Origin of the sequence: Solibacillus isronensis, assembly GCF_900168685.1 — a bacterium.
Taxonomy (GTDB): Bacteria; Bacillota; Bacilli; order Bacillales_A; family Planococcaceae; genus Solibacillus; species Solibacillus isronensis_A.
On record NZ_FVZN01000014.1, the window covers coordinates 1,072,056 to 1,093,910 of the forward strand.

Annotated in this window: 22 protein-coding genes; 13 read left to right on the top strand and 9 right to left on the bottom strand. The window is 37.2% G+C overall.

Annotated features, from left to right (window positions below; genetic code table 11):
* Positions 1–2: 2 nt before the first annotated feature.
* The 3 genes from B5473_RS13835 to B5473_RS13845 form a co-directional block, all read right to left on the bottom strand.
* A complete protein-coding gene (locus tag B5473_RS13835) occupies positions 3–1,175 on the bottom strand; it encodes a hypothetical protein (protein WP_079526126.1) in 1,173 nt (390 codons plus the stop codon).
* Between the two features lies 1 nt (position 1,176).
* Positions 1,177–1,362, bottom strand: a complete 186-nt coding sequence (locus B5473_RS20505) for a hypothetical protein (protein ID WP_139377740.1) — start codon at positions 1,360–1,362, stop codon at positions 1,177–1,179.
* Positions 1,363–1,895: 533 nt separating this feature from the next.
* Positions 1,896–3,188, bottom strand: coding sequence for an MFS transporter (locus B5473_RS13845; protein WP_079526128.1), 1,293 nt, complete (start codon positions 3,186–3,188; stop codon positions 1,896–1,898).
* Between the two features lie 191 nt (positions 3,189–3,379).
* Here B5473_RS13845 and B5473_RS13850 point away from each other — a divergent pair, with 191 nt between their 5' ends.
* Both B5473_RS13850 and B5473_RS13855 read left to right on the top strand, forming a co-directional pair.
* Positions 3,380–4,627 carry a helix-turn-helix domain-containing protein gene (locus B5473_RS13850; RefSeq protein ID WP_079526130.1) on the top strand — a complete coding sequence of 416 codons (1,248 nt, stop codon included), beginning with the start codon at positions 3,380–3,382 and terminating at the stop codon, positions 4,625–4,627.
* A 66-nt stretch (positions 4,628–4,693) separates the two neighbouring features.
* Positions 4,694–4,861: a helix-turn-helix domain-containing protein gene (locus tag B5473_RS13855; RefSeq protein ID WP_368483389.1), complete on the top strand. Its 168-nt coding sequence runs from the start codon at positions 4,694–4,696 to the stop codon at positions 4,859–4,861.
* A gap of 194 nt (positions 4,862–5,055) precedes the next feature.
* Here the strand turns inward: B5473_RS13855 and B5473_RS13860 are convergent, their stop codons facing one another.
* Positions 5,056–5,586, bottom strand: a complete 531-nt coding sequence (locus B5473_RS13860; protein ID WP_176142078.1) for a hypothetical protein — start codon at positions 5,584–5,586, stop codon at positions 5,056–5,058.
* Positions 5,587–5,704: 118 nt separating this feature from the next.
* Here B5473_RS13860 and B5473_RS13865 point away from each other — a divergent pair, with 118 nt between their 5' ends.
* Positions 5,705–6,679: an alpha/beta hydrolase gene (locus B5473_RS13865; protein ID WP_079526136.1), complete on the top strand. Its 975-nt coding sequence runs from the start codon at positions 5,705–5,707 to the stop codon at positions 6,677–6,679.
* A gap of 67 nt (positions 6,680–6,746) precedes the next feature.
* Here the strand turns inward: B5473_RS13865 and B5473_RS13870 are convergent, their stop codons facing one another.
* Positions 6,747–7,961, bottom strand: coding sequence for an aminotransferase-like domain-containing protein (locus B5473_RS13870; protein ID WP_254865395.1), 1,215 nt, complete (start codon positions 7,959–7,961; stop codon positions 6,747–6,749).
* Positions 7,962–8,075: 114 nt separating this feature from the next.
* Here B5473_RS13870 and B5473_RS13875 point away from each other — a divergent pair, with 114 nt between their 5' ends.
* On the top strand, positions 8,076–8,702 hold the full coding sequence (locus B5473_RS13875; protein WP_254865320.1) for an FtsX-like permease family protein: 627 nt from the start codon (positions 8,076–8,078) through the stop codon (positions 8,700–8,702).
* Between the two features lie 615 nt (positions 8,703–9,317).
* Positions 9,318–10,580, top strand: a complete 1,263-nt coding sequence (gene ltrA / locus B5473_RS13885; protein ID WP_079526138.1) for a group II intron reverse transcriptase/maturase — start codon at positions 9,318–9,320, stop codon at positions 10,578–10,580.
* A gap of 89 nt (positions 10,581–10,669) precedes the next feature.
* Here ltrA and B5473_RS13890 read toward each other — a convergent pair whose 3' ends face one another.
* Complete coding sequence (locus B5473_RS13890; protein WP_079526140.1) at positions 10,670–12,370, bottom strand: M3 family oligoendopeptidase; 1,701 nt, start codon at positions 12,368–12,370, stop codon at positions 10,670–10,672.
* 188 nt (positions 12,371–12,558) lie between these two features.
* On the opposite strand from B5473_RS13890, the gene B5473_RS13895 reads away from it, so the two are divergent.
* From B5473_RS13895 to epsC, 5 genes are all read left to right on the top strand, one after another.
* Complete coding sequence (locus B5473_RS13895) at positions 12,559–12,873, top strand: ArsR/SmtB family transcription factor (RefSeq protein ID WP_079526142.1); 315 nt, start codon at positions 12,559–12,561, stop codon at positions 12,871–12,873.
* 3 nt (positions 12,874–12,876) lie between these two features.
* Positions 12,877–14,172 (top strand): arsenic transporter, encoded by a 1,296-nt coding sequence (locus B5473_RS13900; protein WP_079526144.1) that lies wholly within the window; start codon positions 12,877–12,879, stop codon positions 14,170–14,172.
* Between the two features lie 14 nt (positions 14,173–14,186).
* Positions 14,187–14,612: an arsenate reductase (thioredoxin) gene (gene arsC / locus B5473_RS13905; RefSeq protein ID WP_079526146.1), complete on the top strand. Its 426-nt coding sequence runs from the start codon at positions 14,187–14,189 to the stop codon at positions 14,610–14,612.
* Between the two features lie 42 nt (positions 14,613–14,654).
* On the top strand, positions 14,655–15,614 hold the full coding sequence (locus B5473_RS13910) for an arsenic resistance protein (RefSeq protein WP_079526148.1): 960 nt from the start codon (positions 14,655–14,657) through the stop codon (positions 15,612–15,614).
* Between the two features lie 127 nt (positions 15,615–15,741).
* Complete coding sequence (gene epsC, locus B5473_RS13915; RefSeq protein ID WP_079526150.1) at positions 15,742–16,671, top strand: serine O-acetyltransferase EpsC; 930 nt, start codon at positions 15,742–15,744, stop codon at positions 16,669–16,671.
* 161 nt (positions 16,672–16,832) lie between these two features.
* On the opposite strand, the gene B5473_RS13920 is transcribed toward epsC, so the two are convergent.
* Complete coding sequence (locus B5473_RS13920) at positions 16,833–17,705, bottom strand: DUF3298 domain-containing protein (protein ID WP_079526152.1); 873 nt, start codon at positions 17,703–17,705, stop codon at positions 16,833–16,835.
* Complete coding sequence (locus B5473_RS13925; protein ID WP_079526154.1) at positions 17,698–18,195, bottom strand: sigma-70 family RNA polymerase sigma factor; 498 nt, start codon at positions 18,193–18,195, stop codon at positions 17,698–17,700. Before B5473_RS13925 ends, B5473_RS13920 begins: the two co-directional genes overlap by 8 nt.
* A gap of 281 nt (positions 18,196–18,476) precedes the next feature.
* Between B5473_RS13925 and B5473_RS13930 the strand changes: the two genes are divergently transcribed.
* Positions 18,477–19,004 carry a YceI family protein gene (locus tag B5473_RS13930; protein WP_079526156.1) on the top strand — a complete coding sequence of 176 codons (528 nt, stop codon included), beginning with the start codon at positions 18,477–18,479 and terminating at the stop codon, positions 19,002–19,004.
* 126 nt (positions 19,005–19,130) lie between these two features.
* Complete coding sequence (locus B5473_RS13935) at positions 19,131–19,724, top strand: NADPH-dependent FMN reductase (RefSeq protein WP_079526158.1); 594 nt, start codon at positions 19,131–19,133, stop codon at positions 19,722–19,724.
* Positions 19,725–19,834: 110 nt separating this feature from the next.
* Here the strand turns inward: B5473_RS13935 and B5473_RS13940 are convergent, their stop codons facing one another.
* Positions 19,835–20,350 carry a GNAT family N-acetyltransferase gene (locus B5473_RS13940; protein ID WP_079526160.1) on the bottom strand — a complete coding sequence of 172 codons (516 nt, stop codon included), beginning with the start codon at positions 20,348–20,350 and terminating at the stop codon, positions 19,835–19,837.
* Positions 20,351–20,450: 100 nt separating this feature from the next.
* On the opposite strand from B5473_RS13940, the gene B5473_RS13945 reads away from it, so the two are divergent.
* On the top strand, positions 20,451–21,779 hold the full coding sequence (locus B5473_RS13945) for an amidohydrolase family protein (protein ID WP_079526162.1): 1,329 nt from the start codon (positions 20,451–20,453) through the stop codon (positions 21,777–21,779).
* Positions 21,780–21,855 lie beyond the last annotated feature (76 nt).

Sequence of the window (21,855 nt, forward strand, 5' to 3'; positions counted from 1 at the left end):
CTTTATTTATGATCGACGATTGATAAATTCAGTTCACTATATAGTTCGTAAAAACTTCTTTGTTCGGTATTTTCTGCAGAACCGATATAAATTACACTATTTTTAAAGTGCCTATTATTCGTCAGTACATTTTTATATTTTTCTGTTGTGATCAGTAAAAACTTCTGTTCACTGTAAGGGTTTATAATGAGCTGATTGTTGGCAGATTCACTGTCAATCAAATTAAATAATTTCCTGAAATTCATATGACTTTTAAGCTCTAATTTATACATTGAAATAAGGTTATTTTCTTTAAGATGCTCTTTAAAAAAAGTGTTGGCAAGCTGATAAAACTGCCTAGAGTTATAAATCAAAACATTTTGAGTCATATTCAGTTCAGCGGGAATATATGACTTATGGCGTTCGATTATTTGCTCGCAAAATGTCAGTAAATCGCTATATAGTAAGTTCGCCTCAGGATGTTTCTTGATAATACGATAAAAATGCCGTGCTAAAAAAGAAGTATACATAATTTCGTTCGATTCATTAAATCTTTTTAATAACGAAGACATTGCAAAAACGGCCATTTCGTAATTTTGCTTTAAGAAGTTTGTACTTGCCTGAATAGAATGGACAAAAACAACTTCCGCATCGTTTTTACAATGTTCAATATACCAGTTGAACTGGTCAATATATTTCTTAGCTTCTTCAAAACTCCCGGTTTCCAATAGAGCGGTAACGAGCTGTAACTGGGCATTACATTCATAAAATAATCGATCCTCTTTCATTTCCAAAGCATAAAAGTATGCACTTTTTGCATATTGAACCGCTTCCAGATTTTTATTGTTTTCAAGTGCATGGATGCTTAATAAATAGTGGCACATAGATAAATTTTGAGGAAAAGAATCTGTATCAATTGTGTGAATGATTGAGTTGATCAGCATATCGTTTTGTGGAATGGAAGAAACGATGGAAGCAAAATTAACACAGCAAACCAGCGCTTCTGTCACATGTTTCGGGTTGTTAGATCTTTCAATGACTGCCAATATAAATTGAAGCTGCTCAAATGCTTCATCAAACTGTTTGTTGGCATAAAAACTTTTAAATTGCTTTAAGCTCAGTGTTAACGAGCGTTCGATCAATCGCAAATCATTGTTCAAACTATGTTGTAATGATGTATCGGAACGAGTATGCATATTAAAACTCCTTTTGATGTATTAAATAATACCGATTTGTACGATCAATAGTATCTGTTATCAACTGACTGAAGTAAGTGCCGACAAAAACTTGTTCTTTTAATCGTTGAAGAAACTGAATATGAATATGATTGATGGTCTGACTGGATGGGGATGTAATGAGATTGTTGTCGTAAAAGTTTATCAACTCTAACGGCAATTCCGATTCGAAACCGGTTTCCTCAACAAATTTTTGTATTGTCTGCTTTAATTTATTTTTTAGAAGAATAGAAAATAGTAAACAAATTAAAGGATCATTGCTTTTTCTCATTTTAAATCTCTGTAGCTCATATTGCTTAATGATTATTTCATGAAGATACGACTGAAAAGGATAGTAAAAACGAATGTTATCATCCATTATTAATTCGAAATCATCCGTAGTTAAATATGTATACAGATTATAAACAAATTGATAATAAAAATTATAACCTTGATTATAATCTTCTAATTGGACGTTAAGTGACGGGTTATTTGACAGAAGCTGCTGAAATTCTAGATATTTACCTTCTGGAACAAAATAATAGTTGTGGAAATTCAATAAAATATCAGCCTCTCTAATATGAAAATTATTACAATATAAATTGTACAGAAACTTTGCCAGTATATCAAACTTATATAGGCTTTAATGAAATAAAAAAAGAGCTAACATAGAATATTAGCTCTAATTCGAGAGATAACAAATTATTCAGTTACTGGTTCTGCTTCTAGCTTAACGTTTTTAAGTTCAGGATGAGCCATTTCTAATATTGAAGGGCGAAGTAATAATAGTACAATACCAATTAAAATCAGCCCGCTTACGATTAAAATATATTGTGCCGGAATGAATTCATATAAAATCCCAAAAACTAGTGTCCCGACAGGCATAGCACTCATTGCCATCATTTCGATTATCCCAAAAACACGACCCCTGTATTCTTCTTCAATGGAAGTTTGCATCAATACGCCAAGAGGGGTATTTGTAATAACACCCAATACTCCGAATAAAAACATAATGATTAAATAATAGACGAAATTCATCATTGCAGAAAATGTTATCATGAGCGGCAGTGCCGATAAAATGACAACAACAGAAGAGCCAAACACGGATCGTTTAACTGTAAGTAAAGGAAATTTGACGTTTGCTCTTGATGCAAAATAAACAGATGTAATTAAAACCCCGATTGCACCACCAGCCTCTGTAAATCCGATGTATTTTGGATCTAACTCCAAAATCGTCAATAATATATAATCACCGCCAACATTGATTGCTGTGAAAAATAAGTTTATCCAAAGTGCAGTCCATAAAATTGCTTTTATAATCGGTTTTGAATTGACATAACGAAAGCCGGCTTTGAAACTTTCAAACATCGATTCTTTTTCAGCATTCTCATTAACTGTTTCTTTCTTATAAAGAACAAAATTCATCGTAGATTCCAACATAAGTGTTATTACAGCAGCGCAGATGAAGATTATAAGGAACATTTCCATCGATACAAAACCAAATAACATCCCGCCGAAAATCGGTCCGCCAATTCCTGAAATAGAATAGGACAATTGATTAAAGCTCATTGCCTTTTGAAGTCGAGCTTCATCGACAAGATTGGCAATCGAAGCGGAAAATGCCACACCTGAAAATGTACTGAAAATACTATTGAACACTGTTGCGATATATATGGCGATTAAAGATAATCCAAATTCATGCGTGTAAAGCAATAAGCTGCCTACTGTCAGGATAACTCCTGCCTGCCCGCTGAGAACAAGCCACTTTCTTGGTAAACGATCCCCTAAGAGACCTGCTATCGGTGACATAATTGTTCGCGGCAAGTAGCTTAAAATAATATTTGTCGCAAAGCTAAGCGAAGAGCCTGTCATCGATAAAATATACATACTGATTCCAAAGCTGTAAACATGTGATCCAAGCGCACCAATCATTTTGCTTATTAGAAACGTGTATAAATGATACGTTGCTTTTTTTAATTTCTGCTGTTCATTCATAAACAAAACCCCTTTGTTTAATTTAATTAAACTTATTATATGGCGGGGTGTTTTAAAATGCAATACAAAAGTTTAATTTAATTAAAATTAATTAAGGGAATTAATGCGGTATTTTATTAAATTATTTAATCAGGTTAAAATATTCGCCTTTTATATGATTTTTGGTAAACTGTATTTAATGAGGTGACGACGTGTTAAATATTGGTGCCAAAATAAAAGAACTAAGAAAAGAGCGTAAAATGACGCTTGCCCAAGTAGCGGGGGACCGAATTACAAAAGGGATGCTCAGTCTGATTGAAAACGGGAAGGCACAGCCATCTATGGAAAGCCTTCAGCATATTGCAAAACAGCTCGATATAGATGTATCAGAGCTCATGCAAACTGAAAATCATCAGCAAATGAAAGAATTATACCGGGATGTTGAAATAAAACGTTTAGCTCTTAATAAGGAGCATGATGATAAAAAAATAAACGAAAAAGTTCTCGAACTGTATAATCTCATCCATCCATTTTATAAAAACGGCAGTCTTAAAGGGGCAACTTTTGAGGAAGTACGCATTTATGAAGTGTATTTAACAATGCGCTACTTTGCGAAAATGGATTTATCTGAAAAACCTTTTGCCAAGTTAATCAAAATGTATGAGCAAGTACATGGCTACTCAAAAATATTGAAGATTTATGCCCGTATGGGGAACATTAAGTTTCTGGAAAATAATTATGTGGAAGGTCTACGTTATTTACATGAAGGGGAAAAGTACATCGAGAAATACGGTGATTTGATAGACGACCTTGAAAAACTCGATTTATACTATAATATTACGGTTTCGTATGCAGCGCTGAATGATGATCTGCAAATGGAGAATTACTTGGAAAGAGCATTAAAATTAGCAAAAGAAAAGAAAATCGTTTATCGGTTAAATGATTTTTACCGCTTTTTGTTTTTCATTCACTGTTCAAAAGAAGAAGGGGAAAAGGCTGCATATTATTTAAAGAAAATCCGGGCATTTGCAGAAATTATGGAAGACCCGAATGAAACGCTCATGGAGCAGCTTGTAACGCTTCTTTATACAAATCAAATCGAAAAAGATTACGAGAAAACGGTTTCGACCCGATTTGAAAATAATTTTGTTTTAGAAGGCTATTCATACAACGCAGATATTTTCTTTAGTGGCCAATATGGCTATGCCTACTACATGCTTGAGCGTTATGAAGAAGCATTGCAAACTTTAAAAGGTATCGAAATAATAGAATACAATCAGCACCCGCTTGATTTGTCCATGATGTATATGGCGTTTGCTGTAAGGGCATTATGTTATTTCAAACTAGGGGACAAAGAAAACGCCAAACGCGATATTTTATATGCAATGGATGGTGTGAAAGATTTGAAAGTTACAAGAGAAATCCAGTTCATTATCGATGCATATGAGGAAATAATGTAGTTATACAAGGACACAGAAAAATATAGAAATATCCAGCACCAAGTTGATTGGCTATTTTTTATAAGTATCAGTATAGATGAAGTGGCTTCATTGATTGGCACAACAAAAAGACATTTAAATCGTATATTGAAAAAATGGAGTGAAGAAGAAGCCATTATTCGAAATGGTGATACGCTTCAAATTTTAAATTGGGAAAAGATGAAACAATATTCAAATGATGTAAGATTTGAATGATAATAAAACCGCGCTTAGTTTCATTATGGAGTACCTTATCATAAATAAGTGCGGTTTAATAATCAACCTTCAACAATCGGGCAAAGAATTCTAATTTGTCAAAAAAATATATCTGTTTTGCATAACAGGTTATTCAATGTGGCGCTCAAGAATTTGAGCGCTTTTTAGCGTAAGGTCCTATTAGCCTGATTGAACTAACGGCCCTTTTTGTTTTTTTCAATCGCCATACGCAAGTTCGAGATAACTCCGATAAGCAATACTACCGAACAAACCATTTTTTCAAAAGGTGTTCCAAACAATTGTTGTATAAATCCAAAAGACCAAAGTACAACAAAAAACCAATATATAACGGTTATTCCTCTTTTGTATTTATCTAGTTTAAATCTACTAGCAATCAACATAAAAACTACTCCAATAATAGAAATACCGATATTTATAAAAGATATTGGTAGCTGTTCAGCTAATGTTTCAGACCTTCCCCCATTAACCCATGTGAATGGAATAATTTTGTTTATAATAAGAAATTGGATTAAGATAGTCAAAGAGTAAAAAATAATACCCATAAATAAAGCAGTTCTCATATTAATTTTCCTGAGTTTTTCTAAAATAAAATCACCTCGTTTTTCTTTCTGTATTTTAAAATACAGTATATGACTATTCCTATATCGCTTACCATCTGACAGGTAACTGAAAGTAGGGTTTCGAAGAGTAATCAAAAAAACCATTATGAGTTATTAAGTACATATTACATTTCCGGAAGTATTTTTGATTATGTTCTAAACATTCAAGTGAATGAATAGATTAGTAGGGTGAGTTTAATTTTTGTGACATGGAGGAATGAAGATGATCAAACGAGTAAATCCAGAATTTTTAGCCGGGTTAGAATCATTTACTGACTTTGATTTTAAAGTAGAACACTTGGAAGCAATGCGTGAAGGTATGGCACAAGCAGTACAGCCTTTAACGAGCACTGAAACAGTGGATATTATTAATAAAACAATTACTGGCATTGATGATAATGAAATTCGCGTACGTATTTATAAACCAGCCCATCAAGATCAAGAATTACCGGTTTTACTGTGGATTCATGGCGGGGGGTATGTATTAGGCAGCATTGACGATAATGATCATCTTTGTGTACAAGTTGTAGAAACTGCTAACTGTGTAGTCGTTTCCGTTGATTACCGTTTAGCACCGGAATATCCGTATCCTGCACCGCTTGAAGATTGCTACAGTGCGCTTACATGGATTGCGGACAATGCAGCAGAACTGCAAATCGACAAGAACCGGATTGGCGTAGCTGGACAAAGTGCCGGCGGTGGTTTGACAGCTGGTTTAACATTGCTGGCGCGTGACCGTGAGTATCCTTCAATTTGTTTCCAAATGCCGCTTTATCCGATGATTAATGACAGCAACGATACACCTTCTGCGAACGAAATCACGGAAGGCATGATTTGGAACCAAAAAACGAATGATTTTGGCTGGAAATGCTATTTAGGCGAGTTGCACGGACATGATGAAGTACCGATTTATGCTGCACCGGCAAGAGCAGAGGATTATCGTAATCTTCCATATACGTATACATGTGTTGGTCAATTGGATCCTTTCCGTGACGAAACAATTACGTATGTATCTAAACTGGCACAGGCAGGTGTTGATGTGGAATTCCACTTATATCCTGGTGCATACCATGGTTTTGAATCATTGAATCCTCAGTCAGAGCTTGCTCGGAAAGTGATTAAAGAATATGTGAATGCGATTAAAGTAGGCTTTGACCGCGTGAAAGCAAGTGCTGATCAAGTGGAAGAAGTAAAATAAATTCATTTAGGAAATGCTCGGTTCTAAATTGAACCGGGCATTTTTATTTTGAACAGTGTTATTGAATTTAAAGATACGCTTTAAACGAGAGCGGATTATAATTCCGTCTTTCATACAGGTCGATTATCAGAGAGGCTAATTGCTGAATACCGAGATGGATTTTGTTTTCATCTACTTGTGAAATACTTAGGCGAATTGCTTTCTGTCTGTTTTCGCTTAAGAACATTCTCGAAGCATTATCTACATAAATATGTTTTTCATGCAGCATGTATATCAATTTATCGACATCAATACCGGAAGGCAGGAAGATGGTGAGATAAAAACCGCTTTCGGGCTTTGTAAATTGTACATATTTAGGTAAATACAATGAACAAGCCTCTAATAGTAGATTCATTTTAGTAGAATATAATTTTTTCACCTTTTCTAAATGGTATTGAAACATCCCGTTTTTTAAATAAATTTCCAAAGCCCCCTGCGAAAGCGGCGATGTATTAAAATCTGCACTGAATTTATTGAGCACAAAAGAAGAAATCATTTTTTTAGGAAGAACCACTGTTGCGATTCGCAGTCCCGGCAAAAATACTTTGGAAAAGCTCTTAACATAAATGACTCTTTCATTAGGTTCATATGCAAACAAAGGATCGGACTTTAAATCTGTATCAAGTTCTGCCAAGAAATCATCTTCTACGATATATACATCGTATTTTTCTGCTAGAGCAACGATTTTTTTCTTTTCCGCATTAGTGTAGTGATGTCCTAATGGATTGTGGCATCTTGGAATGATGTAAAAGAATTTAATGTTAGCGGTGTGAAATAACTTCTCCAGTTTTTCAAAATCGATACCTTCCATCGTCACTTCTATTCCGAAAGTTGTAATCCCGTTTACCTGTAAAGCATCAATCATCCCAAAATATGTAGGCTGCTCAATTAATACATTCTTTTTCCCGTTTGGAAACGGAATGGCTGAAAGAATATGGAGAGCCTGCTGTGAACCGGATGTAATGACCAGTCGATCGGGTTTCGTAAATACTTGTAAATGTTGCAAATACTTCGCAAGCTCCTTACGTAAAGAAAAAAGACCCTGTTGATCACTATAAGTAAATAATTGTTCTTTATAATGATCGATTGCCTGGTTAATGCAATGTTGGAAATCTTCATACGGCATAATCCTTTTATCCGGACCAGCAGATAAGAAATCAATCTCAATTTCCTGATGGACCGATGTTTGATGATCATCCACTACATAATAGCCACTTTTAGGTTTTGCATAAATAAATGTCATGTATAAGCCAAGTTCTCTTTTCCGTTTTTTGATCAAAAAGTTATTGGCGTATACAATCAAACCTCCAAGAATAACTGATACAAACACCGATGTTCCAGACAAATAAAAAATGATGTGCCTATTGAAGAAAATATAAGAATTAACAAGGGCAGTAACTTCTTTTATCTTATCATTCCTGATAATTTTACAGGAAACCTTCAATTAGAATACACAAGTTTTAACGTAATATATGAAGATCGCTACATTGAAAAATCAGAAGAGAAATTTTCAAACCTGTTTAATGACCTTGATGAAGATAAATATAGAACCATAAATCCGGGATTAGTCATCGGAAGTACAGAAGATCAGATTAAAGAGGAGGAAAGTGGTCAAGCAGCATTATTTATATTCCTTGGCCTGTTTTTAGGGCTCATCTTCATTATATCGAGCGCGGCTGTTATGGCATTGCAGCAGTTATCTGATGCAAGTGACAGCTTGGAACGCTATAAATCACTGAAGAAAATCGGTGTCACGGATAAAATGATAAACGGGGCTATATTAAAACAATGTTTCATCTATTTTATACTCCCTTTAGGTCTGGCTGTTATTCATTCCATTGTCGGACTCAAGGCGGTCAGTGGAATGTTCCATTTCAACTATGAAAGCATACTAATCAGTTCAGTGATCCTTGTCATCATTTATGGCGGGTATTTCTATGCAACATATGTCGGTGTGAAGAACATAGTTAAAGGCAGTAATTAGGTAACAAAATGCTTATAAATAAAAGAAGAACGAATTTCCATGTAAAGGGAATTCGTTCTTTTCAGTGTGCCCGGCATGCGCATGAACTATAGGGTGCAAGTCCCGAGCCCCGAAGACAGAAGTAGAGGTTAGCCAAGAGCAAGGGTGTCCGTGGTGACGCGGAATCTGAAGGAAGCTGGCGGCAAAACACCGGTCCGAGGAACACGAATCTCATATAAGGCTAGGTATGGCTGAGCGAGTTTGCTGAACAAAACAAAGCTCCTTCTGTCGAAGGTCATATCGAGTAAATGAGGCGGATAGACGGTGTGAAAGTGCATGCGCTTACCCGGGGAGGTCTGACAGAAATGCGAAGTACCCTTCATAACCTACTTGGTGACAAGTAGCTGAACTGTCAGAAGTCAGCAGAGGTCATAGTACAAGTAAGTCTAGAATTACTTGGAAGGACCGAACGATTAAGAGAGAATAGCCCTTGGCTTTCCAACTGGATGTATGAACACAGAAAACAGAGGAAACCTCACGCTTAGAAAGTAGTGGTGAATCCCACGAGGGTATTTGCGGAGGGTGTAGTCCAGTTGGGCAAAAGAAGAACAGCTATTCACGGAAAGGAACGAAATGGTGATGTTGAATCAAATTTTGGAACGGCAAAACATGATACAAGCATTAAAGCGAGTTGAAGCGAATAAAGGGAGCCATGGAGTAGATATGATGCCCGTACAAACCTTACGACAGCACATCCTCGAAAATTGGGATACCATTAAATCGAAGATTTTGGATGGAACCTATGAACCGCAACCAGTACGTCGAGCCGAAATCCCGAAACCAGACGGTGGCGTGCGTTTATTAGGGATTCCAACCGTAACAGACCGTTTGATTCAACAAGCCATCTCGCAGATTTTATCAAAGGAATATGACCAAACATTCTCGGATCATAGCTATGGGTTTCGCCCAAATCGAAGCGCTCATGACGCTATCCGAAAAGCGAAAAGCTATCTAAAAGAGGGACACCGATGGGTCGTTGATATGGACTTAGAGAAATTCTTTGACAAGGTCAACCATGACCGTTTAATGGCAACATTAGCGAAACGAATTTCAGATAAACCATTATTAAAACTTATTCGCAAATATCTCCAAGCCGGTGTCATGATAAATGGAGTAGTTTCAAGTACAGAAGAAGGAACACCACAAGGTGGCCCTTTAAGTCCATTACTTTCAAACATTGTGTTAGATGAATTAGATAAAGAATTAGAGAAACGTGGACTTAAATTTGTTCGATACGCAGATGATTGCAATATTTATGTGAGAACAGAACGTGCAGGATTACGAGTAATGAAGAACGTACAACGATTTATCGAAGGAAAACTTCGTTTAAAAGTTAATGAAAAGAAATCAGCCGTAGACCGCCCATGGAAACGCAAATTCTTAGGGTTTAGTTTCACATTTCATAAAGAACCTAAGGTTCGCATTGCGAAATCAAGTCTCGTCCGAATGAAGAAGAAAATACGAGAAATTACCTCACGTAAGATGCCATATTCCATGGAATACCGAATCGAAAAGTTAAACCAATATTTAATAGGATGGTGTGGATATTTTGCTTTAGCGGATACACACTCTATCTTTAAAACATTAGATAGTTGGATAAAACGAAGACTACGTATGTGTCTGTGGAAGAATTGGAAGAAACCTCGAACAAGAGTCAGAAATCTCATTCGCCTAAAAGTACCTTATGGGAAAGCATATGAATGGGGAAATACCCGAAAAGGGTACTGGCGCATTTCAAATAGCCCCATATTACACAGAACCCTCGGCAATTCCTATTGGGAGAGCCAAGGGCTGAAAAGTCTGCAAGTTCGTTATGAAACTTTACGTTATTCATCTTAGTTGAACCGCCGTATACGGAACCGTACGTACGGTGGTGTGAGAGGTCGGGAGTTAATCACTCCCTCCTACTCGATTGTTGTTCATACCGGTTATGAATTAATATCCTGAATAACTTTCTCCAAAAATTCACCCATTCGTTTTACAGTTGACTCTGAAAAGTCAAAATCAACGCCGGTTTCTTTATAAATCGCTGCAATGGATTGATTGTAATCCGCACTAGCACCTTTTTTATAAAATTCGACAGCTTGCTGCGGATCCTTTTGATATTTCTCAAGTAATTGAAGAGCACCGAGCATTGACATCGAGTATTCAATATCATAGAAAGGATATTGAATGAAGTGCAGCGTACCGATCCAGCTCATGCCAATTTCCTCTTCAAAACCAGTAGTATCGACTGGGTTCAAGCCGTAACGTTTTGAAATTTCATAGAACTTTTCATCGCGTTCCTGCGCAGTATGCTGAGGATTTGTATACATCCAGTGCTGGAAAAGGTCCCCTGATAATGGCCCGAATAACATCGTAAATGCCCGTCTCAACTCTTCACGTTGCGCGCTTTTAAATTCCTCTTCTTCCGGATAAAACAGATCAAATTTATCCAATAATAACAATTCCATTCCGTGTGAATACAATTCAGCTACTTCCGCCCGCCACTGGAATTCTTCAATAGGACCTTGTTCTGAAGCTTGGAGGTAACCATTCACTGCATGGCCCATTTCATGAATTAATGCAATGAGCGAGAAAAAGGAAGGACTAAAGTTTGCAAAAACGAATGTATCCCCGGAAACAGGTAAAGGGACACAGAAACCACCCGGACTTTTACCTTTACGGTCTCCAAGATCAAGTAATCCATTTGCTCTCATGTACTCCAAACGGTCTGAAAAGTACGGGTCAGTCTTTCCTAACATTTCAGCAACACCATCCAAAAGTGCGGATGTTTCATCATAAGGCGGATTTTTCAGCAGTTTTGCGGTGTTATCCCATGGGCGATATGTATCGACACCAAGTTTTGACTTAAAAACATCTGCAAGCCTGTTCCAAGCAGGAATAATATGCTTTTCAACATTTTCATGAAAGTCATAACAATCCTCGATACTGTACTCACGGTTTTTTGCAACAAACATATAATCACGGTAATTATCAAAGCCCGCATTGATTGCGATTTGGTGGCGTAGCTGAACGAGCTCATCCATGAGTGCATCCGTTTCAGGTTTAATTTGACGGTAGGCGGATCTAATTAAATGATATGCTTTTTCCCGAACGCTTCTGTCCAAATTATCTAGCTTGGATTCGATAAACGGGAAAGGTTTTTCCTCTCCGTCCCATTCAACTGTCAGTCCGCCCATAATTTCACTGTACTTTGTGCTTAGTTCTTGTTCCTGTACAAACAGCGGGATATTTTCTTCTCTAAACAATTTTACTTTTGATTCTCTAAAACGTCGCATTAAGCCGTAACGCTTTTCATCTAATTCTTTGAAATAAGGTGATTCACAGCATTTTTCATTTAGCTTTGCCTCGTATTTCATTAGCAGAGGCTGAATGACTTGCTGATCGTGAAGGTAAGTTGATTTAATATCAGGATCTTCTGTATTTCGGTAAAAGTCGACCAGGTGCCCTGTCAACGCTTCTTCAATTTCAAAGCGTAACTTCTTTTCATCCTCAATCCAATTCTCCAGATCAGTTATGGATTCAATGGAAACATCAAGTAAACGTTGAACCTGGGCTTCAATTCCTTCGACATCTTTCAAATCAGTTAATTCCTTATAATAGTTAATACTTTTCGCTTGAGACATAAATAATTCTCCCTTTACCTTCAGATTATTTTGACTAATGAATTAATTATATTATAGTTTGCTACCGATTCATTCTATTTTTTGAAAAATATGTGCAATATAATTGATTCTATAAATAAGTGCTTGCTTATATAGCATCCTGCCTATAATATAAGTATATTCTTATATAGTGATGGAGGCAGAGGAAAGTGGAAATCGAGTTGATGGAAAAACAGTTAAAAGCAGTTGCTGATTTAAATCGATTAAAAATCCTGGCGTGCTTGAAAAGGGGCGAAGTTTGCGTTTGTGATTTCACAGAAGTTTTGAATATTTCCCAGCCCGCTGTCAGCCAACATTTACGTAAGTTAAAAGAGGCGGGCATTATTGCCGAGCGGAAAGTCGGTACGTGGAAGCATTATCGCATTCATGAACAACAAACAGAATTGATGAATAATATTCTTGCCACAGTTGAAGAGCAGCCGACTTGTAATTGTAAAATTGGCGGGACATGTATGGAGGAATAAATTTTGAGTTTATTTGTTATAGCGGCACTTATTTTTATCGTGACGCTTATATTAGTGATTTGGCAGCCTAAAGGATTGAATATTGGCTGGTCGGCAATGGCAGGGGCAGTGATTGCTTTAGTATCAGGTGTCGTAGATTTTAGCGATGTTAGTACAGTGGTCGATATTACGTGGAATGCCACATTGTCCTTTGTGGCAATAATATTGATCTCGCTTGTTCTAGATGAAATCGGACTGTTTGAATGGGCAGCACTTCATATGGCACGCGCAGCAAAAGGCAGTGGAGTAAAGATGTTTATCTATGTCAGTCTCCTAGGCGCGGTTGTTGCAGCACTTTTTGCGAATGACGGCGCGGCATTAATTTTAACGCCTATTGTCCTTGCAATGGTACGTAATTTACAGTTTAGCGAGAAAATGATTTTCCCGTTTATTATGGCGAGCGGTTTTATTGCAGATACGACAAGTTTACCGTTTGTTGTCAGTAACTTAGTTAATATTGTATCCGCAGACTTCTTCCAAATAGGGTTTGTGGAGTATGCAGCACGGATGGTTATCCCGAACATTTTCTCTTTAGTGGCTACGATTACTGTTCTGCTCGTTTACTTCAATAAATTGATTCCACGTTCGTACGATGAATCGATGCTAAAGGAACCGAAAAAGGCGATTAAAGATTTGAAGATGTTCAAGTTGTCTTGGGTTGTACTGGCAGTTTTAGTAGGAGGCTATTTCTCAAGTGAGTTTATCGGTATACCGGTGTCGCTCGTTGCGGGTATTATTGCTATTTTTTTCTTGTTCATGGCGAAACAAAGTTCAGTAGTCAATACGAAAGCAGTCATTAAAAGTGCACCGTGGAACATTGTCTTTTTCTCTATAGGCATGTATGTAGTCGTATATGGTTTAGGTAATGCTGGACTAACTCCGGCATTAGCCAGCTTCATTGAGTGGACAGCAGATCAAGGGCTATTTGTTGCAACAGTCGGAATGGGCTTTATTGCGGCGTTTTTATCTTCTATTATGAACAATATGCCGACAGTAATGGTGAACGCACTGGCGATTGCAGAAACATCGACAAGCGGAACAATACGGGAAGCGCTTATTTATGCCAATGTCATTGGTTCTGATTTGGGACCAAAGATCACACCGATTGGATCACTTGCAACATTAGTTTGGTTATATGTATTGTCACAAAAAGGTGTGAAAATTCCTTGGGGTACGTACTTTAAAACAGGTATTGTGTTGACGGTCCCAATTTTGTTCTTCACATTAATCGGACTTTACATAACATTATTACTTTATTAAAAGGGGTTATCGAGATGACGAAGAAAATTCTATATTTCTTATGTACGGGAAACTCATGTCGTTCACAAATGGCTGATGGGTGGGCGAAGATGCTTTTACCGGAAGATTGGGAAGTCTATTCTGCGGGGATTGAAACACATGGTGTTAATCCAAATGCTATTAAAGCAATGAATGAGATCGGGATCGATATTTCTCATCATACATCGGATATAATTGACGAAGAAATCTTAAACAATGCTACGTTAGTTGTAACACTTTGCGGGGATGCGGCAGATAAATGTCCGGTCACTCCACCACATGTACGACGTGAGCATTGGGGATTTGAAGATCCTGCAAAAGCAGTTGGATCGGCGGATGAAAAATGGCTTGTTTTCCAGCAGGTTCGTGATGCCATTGGAGCACGTATTGGACAATTTGTAAATGAAGAAATAAAAGGATAACATGTTCTCTATTAAAAGTGATCGGATAAAGGAGTTTTTGTCATGATTTCAAGAGATCAACTGGAAAAGAACCAAGTATCAATATATATCATAACTTTATTATTGGCAGGATTTACAGGATTGAATTTTTCACAGCTCCATAGTCAGCTGGAAAATTTAATCCCGATTTTCCTTGGGATCTTAATGTACAGCATGTTTGTTCTAATTCCTTTTGCTGCTTTGAAAGAATCTTTTTCAAACCGGTGCTTCTTTTACGCACTTTGTATAGTGAATTTTATTGCAGTACCGATTGTCGTTTGGGTGCTGACGTTCTTTATTCCAGATTATCCGCCACTATTATTGGGTGTTTATCTTGTTTTACTCACCCCATGCATTGATTACGTTATTGTATTTACAGCGCTTGGCAAGGGGAATGAAAAAGCGATGCTCAGTGCAACACCGTTTTTGTTTGTTGCACAAATGTTGTTACTGCCGTTTTATTTATGGCTGTTTATAGGCGAACAGGCGGCAAATGCAGTAGAGGTCGCTCCATTTATTGAAGCGTTTGTCACATTTATTGTCATACCATTAGTTTTTGCGCTGATCGTACAGCTTCTATCAAAAAAAGAGGGCAGTCGTGTTTATGAGTTGTCTTCCTGGTTTCCGGTACCATTTATGGCTTTAACTCTTTTTGTAATAGTTGCTTCACAAATTGGCAAATTAGCGGGTTCATTTGAATGGATTTTGAAAGTGATACCCGTTTACATAGCATTTATGATCATTATGCCATTTATCTCAAAGAGAATCGGGAAATGGCTGAAGCTCGATATCCGGACAGGTCGTGCACTGATCTTTAGCGGATCGACACGTAATTCACTTGTTGTATTACCGTTTGCGCTTGCAATGCCTGAGGAAATCCGTTCGCTCGTTGTGGCGGTTATTGTAACCCAGACAATTGTTGAGATTATAGGGGAACTTATATATATTCGCCTTATTCCGCAATTCGTCTTGCGTGATAAATAGAGTATAAGCTCTTTACTGGCTATTGCTCCTGGGCTGCTTTACAATTTTGAAAAGAAGGACCAAACTGCGCGATTTGTGTAGTATAATCTTCATTACTATGTATTTTAAATAGAAAAGGAGTTTTAACATGAAAATCGAGGACTGGTTAAATAAAGAAACATCAACTATCGCAAATAAGTTAATCGACTATAACAAAAAACATATTGAAGTTGAAAAATCGATTGGATTCACAGGCCGTGATCAGATTCATCATATATTAGATAGTTTTTATGAGATTTTTTTCCCAACGATTTATAATCAAGGTGTTGTAGATGAAACACGTACATTGATGAAATTGAATAATAACCTTCGTCAATCAGCATTGGATTTGCGTGATATTATCGAAAAAGTGTTAGTCTACCAAAACTTTGATAATTGTGATGGCCAATGCCGAGAAAAAGCGGATCATGTTGTGATGAAGTTAATGGACCGTTTCCCGGAAATCCGTGAAACGATTCAAACAGATATCCAAGCTGCTTATAATGGAGATCCGGCTGCTACATCAACAGAAGAAATCATGTTAAGCTACCCGTCGATCCGTGCAGTATTTATCCATCGTATCGCACACGAATTATACAAAATGGATGTAACAATCGTTCCACGTATCATGTCTGAATATGCACACCAATTAACAGGAATCGATATTCATCCAGGAGCGAAGATCGGCCATTCGTTTTTCATTGACCACGGTACAGGTGTCGTAGTTGGAGAGACGTGCACAATCGGCAACAATGTTAAAATCTATCAAGGTGTGACGTTAGGTGCATTAAGCTTCCCGCTCGATGAGAACGGAAACCCGATTAAAGGTGTAAAACGTCATCCGAATATTGAGGATAATGTTGTCATCTACGCCGGTGCTACAATTTTAGGCGGGAAAACGACAATTGGCCATGACACAGTGCTTGGCAGTAATATTTGGCTGACATATTCGGTTCCGCCGTATTCACGTGTTTATAATTCGCAGCCATCACCGAATATTAGCAATAGTAAAGAAGTTGTTATTGAATACGAAATCTAATCGGAAATATATGTCTAGCTAATAGAATGGATCATATTAGTGTGATGTAATTTTATAACATTTTAAAAAGATCTATTTCGAGGATCACCAATATTCTGGCGTACCATAGAAGAAAATAAAGCAGGTGTAGCCATTTAAAAGGATACACCTGCTTTATTTCATTACTTAATATATATATTGCTTACAAGCATGTCTTGAAGCAGCTTTGTTGGAATTTCAACAGTGACAAGTCCCATATATCCTGGAGCTATTTCATATTCATCAAACGACAGCACAAGTTTACCATCTTCGGTAATATAGAAGTTTTGGTCAGGCGTAATGCCTTCAAACACACCGAATGATTCATCATGATACTCTGTTCCACCAATCCAGTACATGTCAGACCCTTCTGTTTCAATCATTCTATTGCGCAGTTCTTCCTCTATATAGCGACTAATAATTTCGATGTAGCGATCATCTTTAAAAAGACTGGGTAATGTAATAACTGTTTCAGCATTTTTATCAATCGTCGTATATTTCATAACAGTAGAAGATGATGCGACAATGACTTCTACATAGCGTCCAAATGACAGTATTTCATCTGTATCCGTTTCAATAACATAGCCGCTACTTAGTGACATATTCCCAGCTTCCATTTCCTCTATATCCGCCTTAAATTGCTCATAAAGTGTTTTACCTTCCTCAGCATATTTTTCATTCAATGCCTCGATGTCAGCAGAGGAGCCCGAAATTTGTGGTACTTGAATTTCTGCAGTATAAGCATCTTTTTCCATTTCATATTTAGTAAATGTAAGTACTTGTACGACTTGACCGATAACTGGTACATCCGCCAAACTTTTTGCCATTGCTGGATTTGTATTTAGGCCTACTGTAAATAGTACTGCCGCCGCAGCAACTGATGTTAAAAAAATGGGCAGTTTACGTTTGCTCTTCTTAGGAGAATACTGCAGATTTTTTTCGATTAACGACTCTAGTTCCTTAGGAATTGGTATATTGTTATATTGTTCTTTTAAATTTTTTAATTTGTCATTCATTACTCGGATTCTCCTCCGTCTCTAGCTCAATTTTTAATAGCTTTAATGCTTTATAAAGCCTGGATTTCGCGGTGCTTAGAGGAATCGCCAAAATATGCGCAACGTCTTCGATTTTCAAATCCTCAAAATAGCGCAGCACGATTACCTCACGCAACTGCAGAGGTAAATGATGTAAAGCCTGCTGTAAATCAAGATTGCAGTATGTATCTTGTTCTGATAATTGCAGTAAAGAATCGTCTCCAAAGAGCTCGATCTGCTTTTGTTTGCGCAATAAATCAATTGCCGTTCGCACTAAAATCGTATAAAACCAGCTTTTCAATTGATCCCGATTTGTCAGTCTATCAAGTGCAAGCCAACCTTTTTGAATGCTGTCCTGCATCACATCGAGCGCATCCTGCTCGTTTTTTGTATAGCTATACGCGAGTCTATATAGCGAATTTTGCTGGGTACGGATAAATGTAATAAATGTATCTTCTAATTCTTCCATCATTCCTTGAAGCTCCTTTTTTACTCTGTCGACAATTATAAGACGACAGTATGTGGTTGGAAAGTTTAAAAAGAGTGAATTTTTTTTTATAAAAAAGTATTCTAGCCGAGATAAGCGATAGCAATCATTAAAACACAAATTAATTAAAACAAAAAAATTAAAAAAATACTCTTGACGTTAAGTAAAACCTTTGTTATATTTATCTCAAGTTCGAGATACTTAATTTCGAAATTTTATTTTGAGTATATATCTTGAAATCGAGATAAATTGGAGGAGAATTTAAAATGACAACATTTACAGTCGATCAAACACACTCAACAATCGGTTTTGAAGTAAAACACATGATGGTATCAAAAGTAAAAGGTCAATTCAATAACTATACGGCAAACGTCGAAGCGGCAGACTTAACGGATTTAACTACTGCATCAATTAGCTTTGAACTGGATGTAGCAAGCATTAATACAAACAATGAAGACCGCGATAACCACTTGAAATCAGCGGACTTTTTCAGCACAGATGAGTTTGGAAAAATGAAGTTTACAGCAACAAACATTAAAAAAGATGGCGATGACTACAAAGTGACTGGTGACTTAACAATTAAAGATGTAACAAAACCGGTAACATTTGATGTTGAATACGGTGGTAAAGGTACGAACCCATGGGGTGTAGAAGTATATGGTTTTGAAGCAGAAACAAAAATCAACCGTGAAGATTTCGGTTTAACATGGAATGCTGCTTTAGAAACAGGCGGTGTATTGGTAGGGAAAGATATCAAAATTAAAGTAGAGTTAGAATTAAACCCTGCAGCTTAATAATATTGAATGAACTTGCAAGGATAAATTGTCAGTAAAACGGCAATAATGATTTACGTTACTGATAAGAATGCATAAAAGTACAATAGATATCTCGAATTCAAGATAATTGAAGGAGTGTAAGAAATGGGATTCATCAGTAAACTATTCGGAAATAAGAAAGTGGAGGAAATTAAAGTGGAAAAATTAAACATCGGTATTATTTTAGGATCAACTCGTGAAGGCCGTGTAAGCCCTCAAGTCGGTACATGGGTAAAAGAAATCGCAGATAAACGCGGCGATGCAAATTATACAATCATTGATATTGCGGATTTCAAATTGCCATTACTAGGAGAACCGGGTGGGGATGCATCAGGTGCTGCAGGCTGGTCTGAAGCAATCGCAAAACAAGACGGATTCGTATTCATTGTTCAAGAATACAATCATTCGATCACAGGTGCACTTAAAAATGCATTAGATTACTTACGTGATGAGTGGAACAACAAAGCAGCGGGTATCGTATCTTACGGTTCTGTAGGCGGAGCACGTGCTGCTGAACATTTACGAGGTATTTTAGGTGAATTACTTGTTGCGGATGTGCGTGTACACCCAGCCTTATCATTATTTACTGATTTCGAAAACGGTACAACTTTCAAGCCGAAAGATGTGCAGGCTGATTCAGTAAACCAAATGCTGGACCAAGTAATTCCATGGTCAAAAGCGTTAAAAACAATTCGTTAAATGACGATATCGGTCTGGCACATGTTATGGCATGTGCTGGATTTATCTACACAAAAATTGGACAGAGTGTGAGGGGCTACTCAGTTTTACTTGAGTAGCCCCTTTTATGATTAAAGCAATTTCGACATATACAGTTCATTTACATATTGTCCGTCAACCAGTAAAGAATTTCTTTTCACGCCTTCCACTTCAAACCCCATTTTCTTATAAAGATGGATAGCTTGTTCATTATGCTCAATGACCGTTAACTCCAGACGGTGGAGCTGCGCCTGTTTTGCCCACTGAATCATATAGTCGAACAACGCGGTACCAATTCCTTTACCGCGACTTTTACTATGTACACCGACAGCAATTTGTGCCCTGTGAGAAGTACGGGATAACGTTTCCGCTTTTAATAGGAGGTAGCCTAATATTCCATCCTCATGCTCTGCGATAAAGAAACCGGATGTTGGTCTCTGATTTAAGGAGTTGATTAACTTGCTTAAAGAAGCTGGTGCCATGTTTCTTTCATCCGGTGCAAAGAGCATAAATCCTGATTGTTCCGCATCTTTCATCACAGCAAGTATTTGTGACGTATCACTTTCGTTCGCTTTTCTGATTAAACTTTTTTCGCCGATTGTGTTCATCCGATTCACCTCATTCTTATTGTAATAAAATTATATAATTTCCAGAATATTTAAATTAAACTAAAATTAATATAGGGATAAAATTTAAAGGGGTCTGAAAATGAAACTATTAAAAAACGGGTTTGTCGTCAATATGGAAACAGGGGAGTTTACTAGACAGGATGTTTATATTGAAAATAATAAAATAGTAAAAGTGGCTCCTAATCTTCAAATGGATAACGTTGAAGTATTGGATTTTACGGATAAATGGTTAATTCCGGGATTGATTGATATGCATGTCCATGTAAAAAAACATTTTGCCAATTACTTCACAGCAGCAGGTATTACAACGGTTCGAAATACTGCGGGGAGCATGATTGAACTCAAACCATTTATCGATGCGAATGGAAGTGAATTGGAGCCGAGCGTTATTTCTGCAGATCGTATGATTGATGGACCCCCAGGCTTGTGGGGAGATGATACGGCCTATAACATCAATGTCGACAATGCAGATCTTGCAAAAACGGAAGTAGCGCGGCAAGTAGAGCTTGGGGCACATTTTATTAAAGTTTACGGCTGGCTTGCTCCTGAATATATGGAAACAGTTGTTGAAGAAGCACGTAAATACAATCTGGAAGTAAGCAGTGATTTAATTTATTCAAAAAAAGTGGATGCACTTCATGCGGCACATATAGGGATTGATTGGCTTGAACATTGCTCTGGTATTATTCAGGCAATGTATCCACATTGGACAATGGATGCGCCAAAAGAGGTCTGGGATACAATTCCGTGGGATCAGCCTGATGAAAAGTTGATAGAAAGCGTATGTAAAAAATTAGTGGAAAAGGATATAAAGCTTTGTCCGACAATTGTATTATATGATCAGATGCGATTAGCAGACCAATATTGGACAACAAAACATGAAGTTATTGATCATATGGAGAACAGTGACTATTTATTTAAGCATTGGCCATCAGCTGCACAGGCAAAACAAGGACAGGCTACGATAGGTATTCAGACGAAAACGATTCAAAAAATTGCCTATACTTATTATAAGATGGGCGGCACTGTCGTGACAGGTACAGATACTCCTGCTGGAATCTTTACATATCCGGGCTTTGCATTACATCGGGAGCTTCAGCTGTTTGTTGATGCCGGATTTACACCTTTTGAGGCCCTTCAGCAAGCTACAATAAATGCGGCGAAAGCTTTGAAAACAGCTGATTTAGGCGATATAAAAGAAGGTTATACAGCGGATCTGTTAGTATTGAATGAAAACCCTCTTAGCGATATAGAAAATACAATGAAAATCGATCGGATAGTAAAAGACGGGAAACTGTATACGGTTCCTGAGCTGCTTGAAACTGTTCCGACTGAGCAAGAGATGAACGATTATATAAACGAATTGATTAAAACTTTCGAAGAACAAGGATTATATGCAGGAAATTAGGTTTAGTCAATAAGGTAAGAGGGGAACTTCTATTATCGAATATGTTGTGATGTATTTGGAGAGATTAGATGTAAGT

Coding starts and splice junctions, on each gene's coding strand:
- B5473_RS13930 (WP_079526156.1), top strand. CDS start 18,477: ATGACAACATTTACAGTCGATCAAACACACTCAACAATCGGTTTTGAA.
- B5473_RS13925 (WP_079526154.1), bottom strand. CDS start 18,195: ATGATGGAAGAATTAGAAGATACATTTATTACATTTATCCGTACCCAG.
- B5473_RS13920 (WP_079526152.1), bottom strand. CDS start 17,705: ATGAATGACAAATTAAAAAATTTAAAAGAACAATATAACAATATACCA.
- B5473_RS13865 (WP_079526136.1), top strand. CDS start 5,705: ATGATCAAACGAGTAAATCCAGAATTTTTAGCCGGGTTAGAATCATTT.
- epsC (WP_079526150.1), top strand. CDS start 15,742: ATGAAAATCGAGGACTGGTTAAATAAAGAAACATCAACTATCGCAAAT.
- B5473_RS13890 (WP_079526140.1), bottom strand. CDS start 12,370: ATGTCTCAAGCGAAAAGTATTAACTATTATAAGGAATTAACTGATTTG.
- B5473_RS13860 (WP_176142078.1), bottom strand. CDS start 5,586: ATGGTTTTTTTGATTACTCTTCGAAACCCTACTTTCAGTTACCTGTCA.
- B5473_RS13910 (WP_079526148.1), top strand. CDS start 14,655: ATGATTTCAAGAGATCAACTGGAAAAGAACCAAGTATCAATATATATC.
- B5473_RS13870 (WP_254865395.1), bottom strand. CDS start 7,961: ATGACATTTATTTATGCAAAACCTAAAAGTGGCTATTATGTAGTGGAT.
- B5473_RS13945 (WP_079526162.1), top strand. CDS start 20,451: ATGAAACTATTAAAAAACGGGTTTGTCGTCAATATGGAAACAGGGGAG.
- arsC (WP_079526146.1), top strand. CDS start 14,187: ATGACGAAGAAAATTCTATATTTCTTATGTACGGGAAACTCATGTCGT.
- B5473_RS13835 (WP_079526126.1), bottom strand. CDS start 1,175: ATGCATACTCGTTCCGATACATCATTACAACATAGTTTGAACAATGAT.
- B5473_RS13935 (WP_079526158.1), top strand. CDS start 19,131: ATGGGATTCATCAGTAAACTATTCGGAAATAAGAAAGTGGAGGAAATT.
- B5473_RS13845 (WP_079526128.1), bottom strand. CDS start 3,188: ATGAATGAACAGCAGAAATTAAAAAAAGCAACGTATCATTTATACACG.
- B5473_RS13940 (WP_079526160.1), bottom strand. CDS start 20,350: ATGAACACAATCGGCGAAAAAAGTTTAATCAGAAAAGCGAACGAAAGT.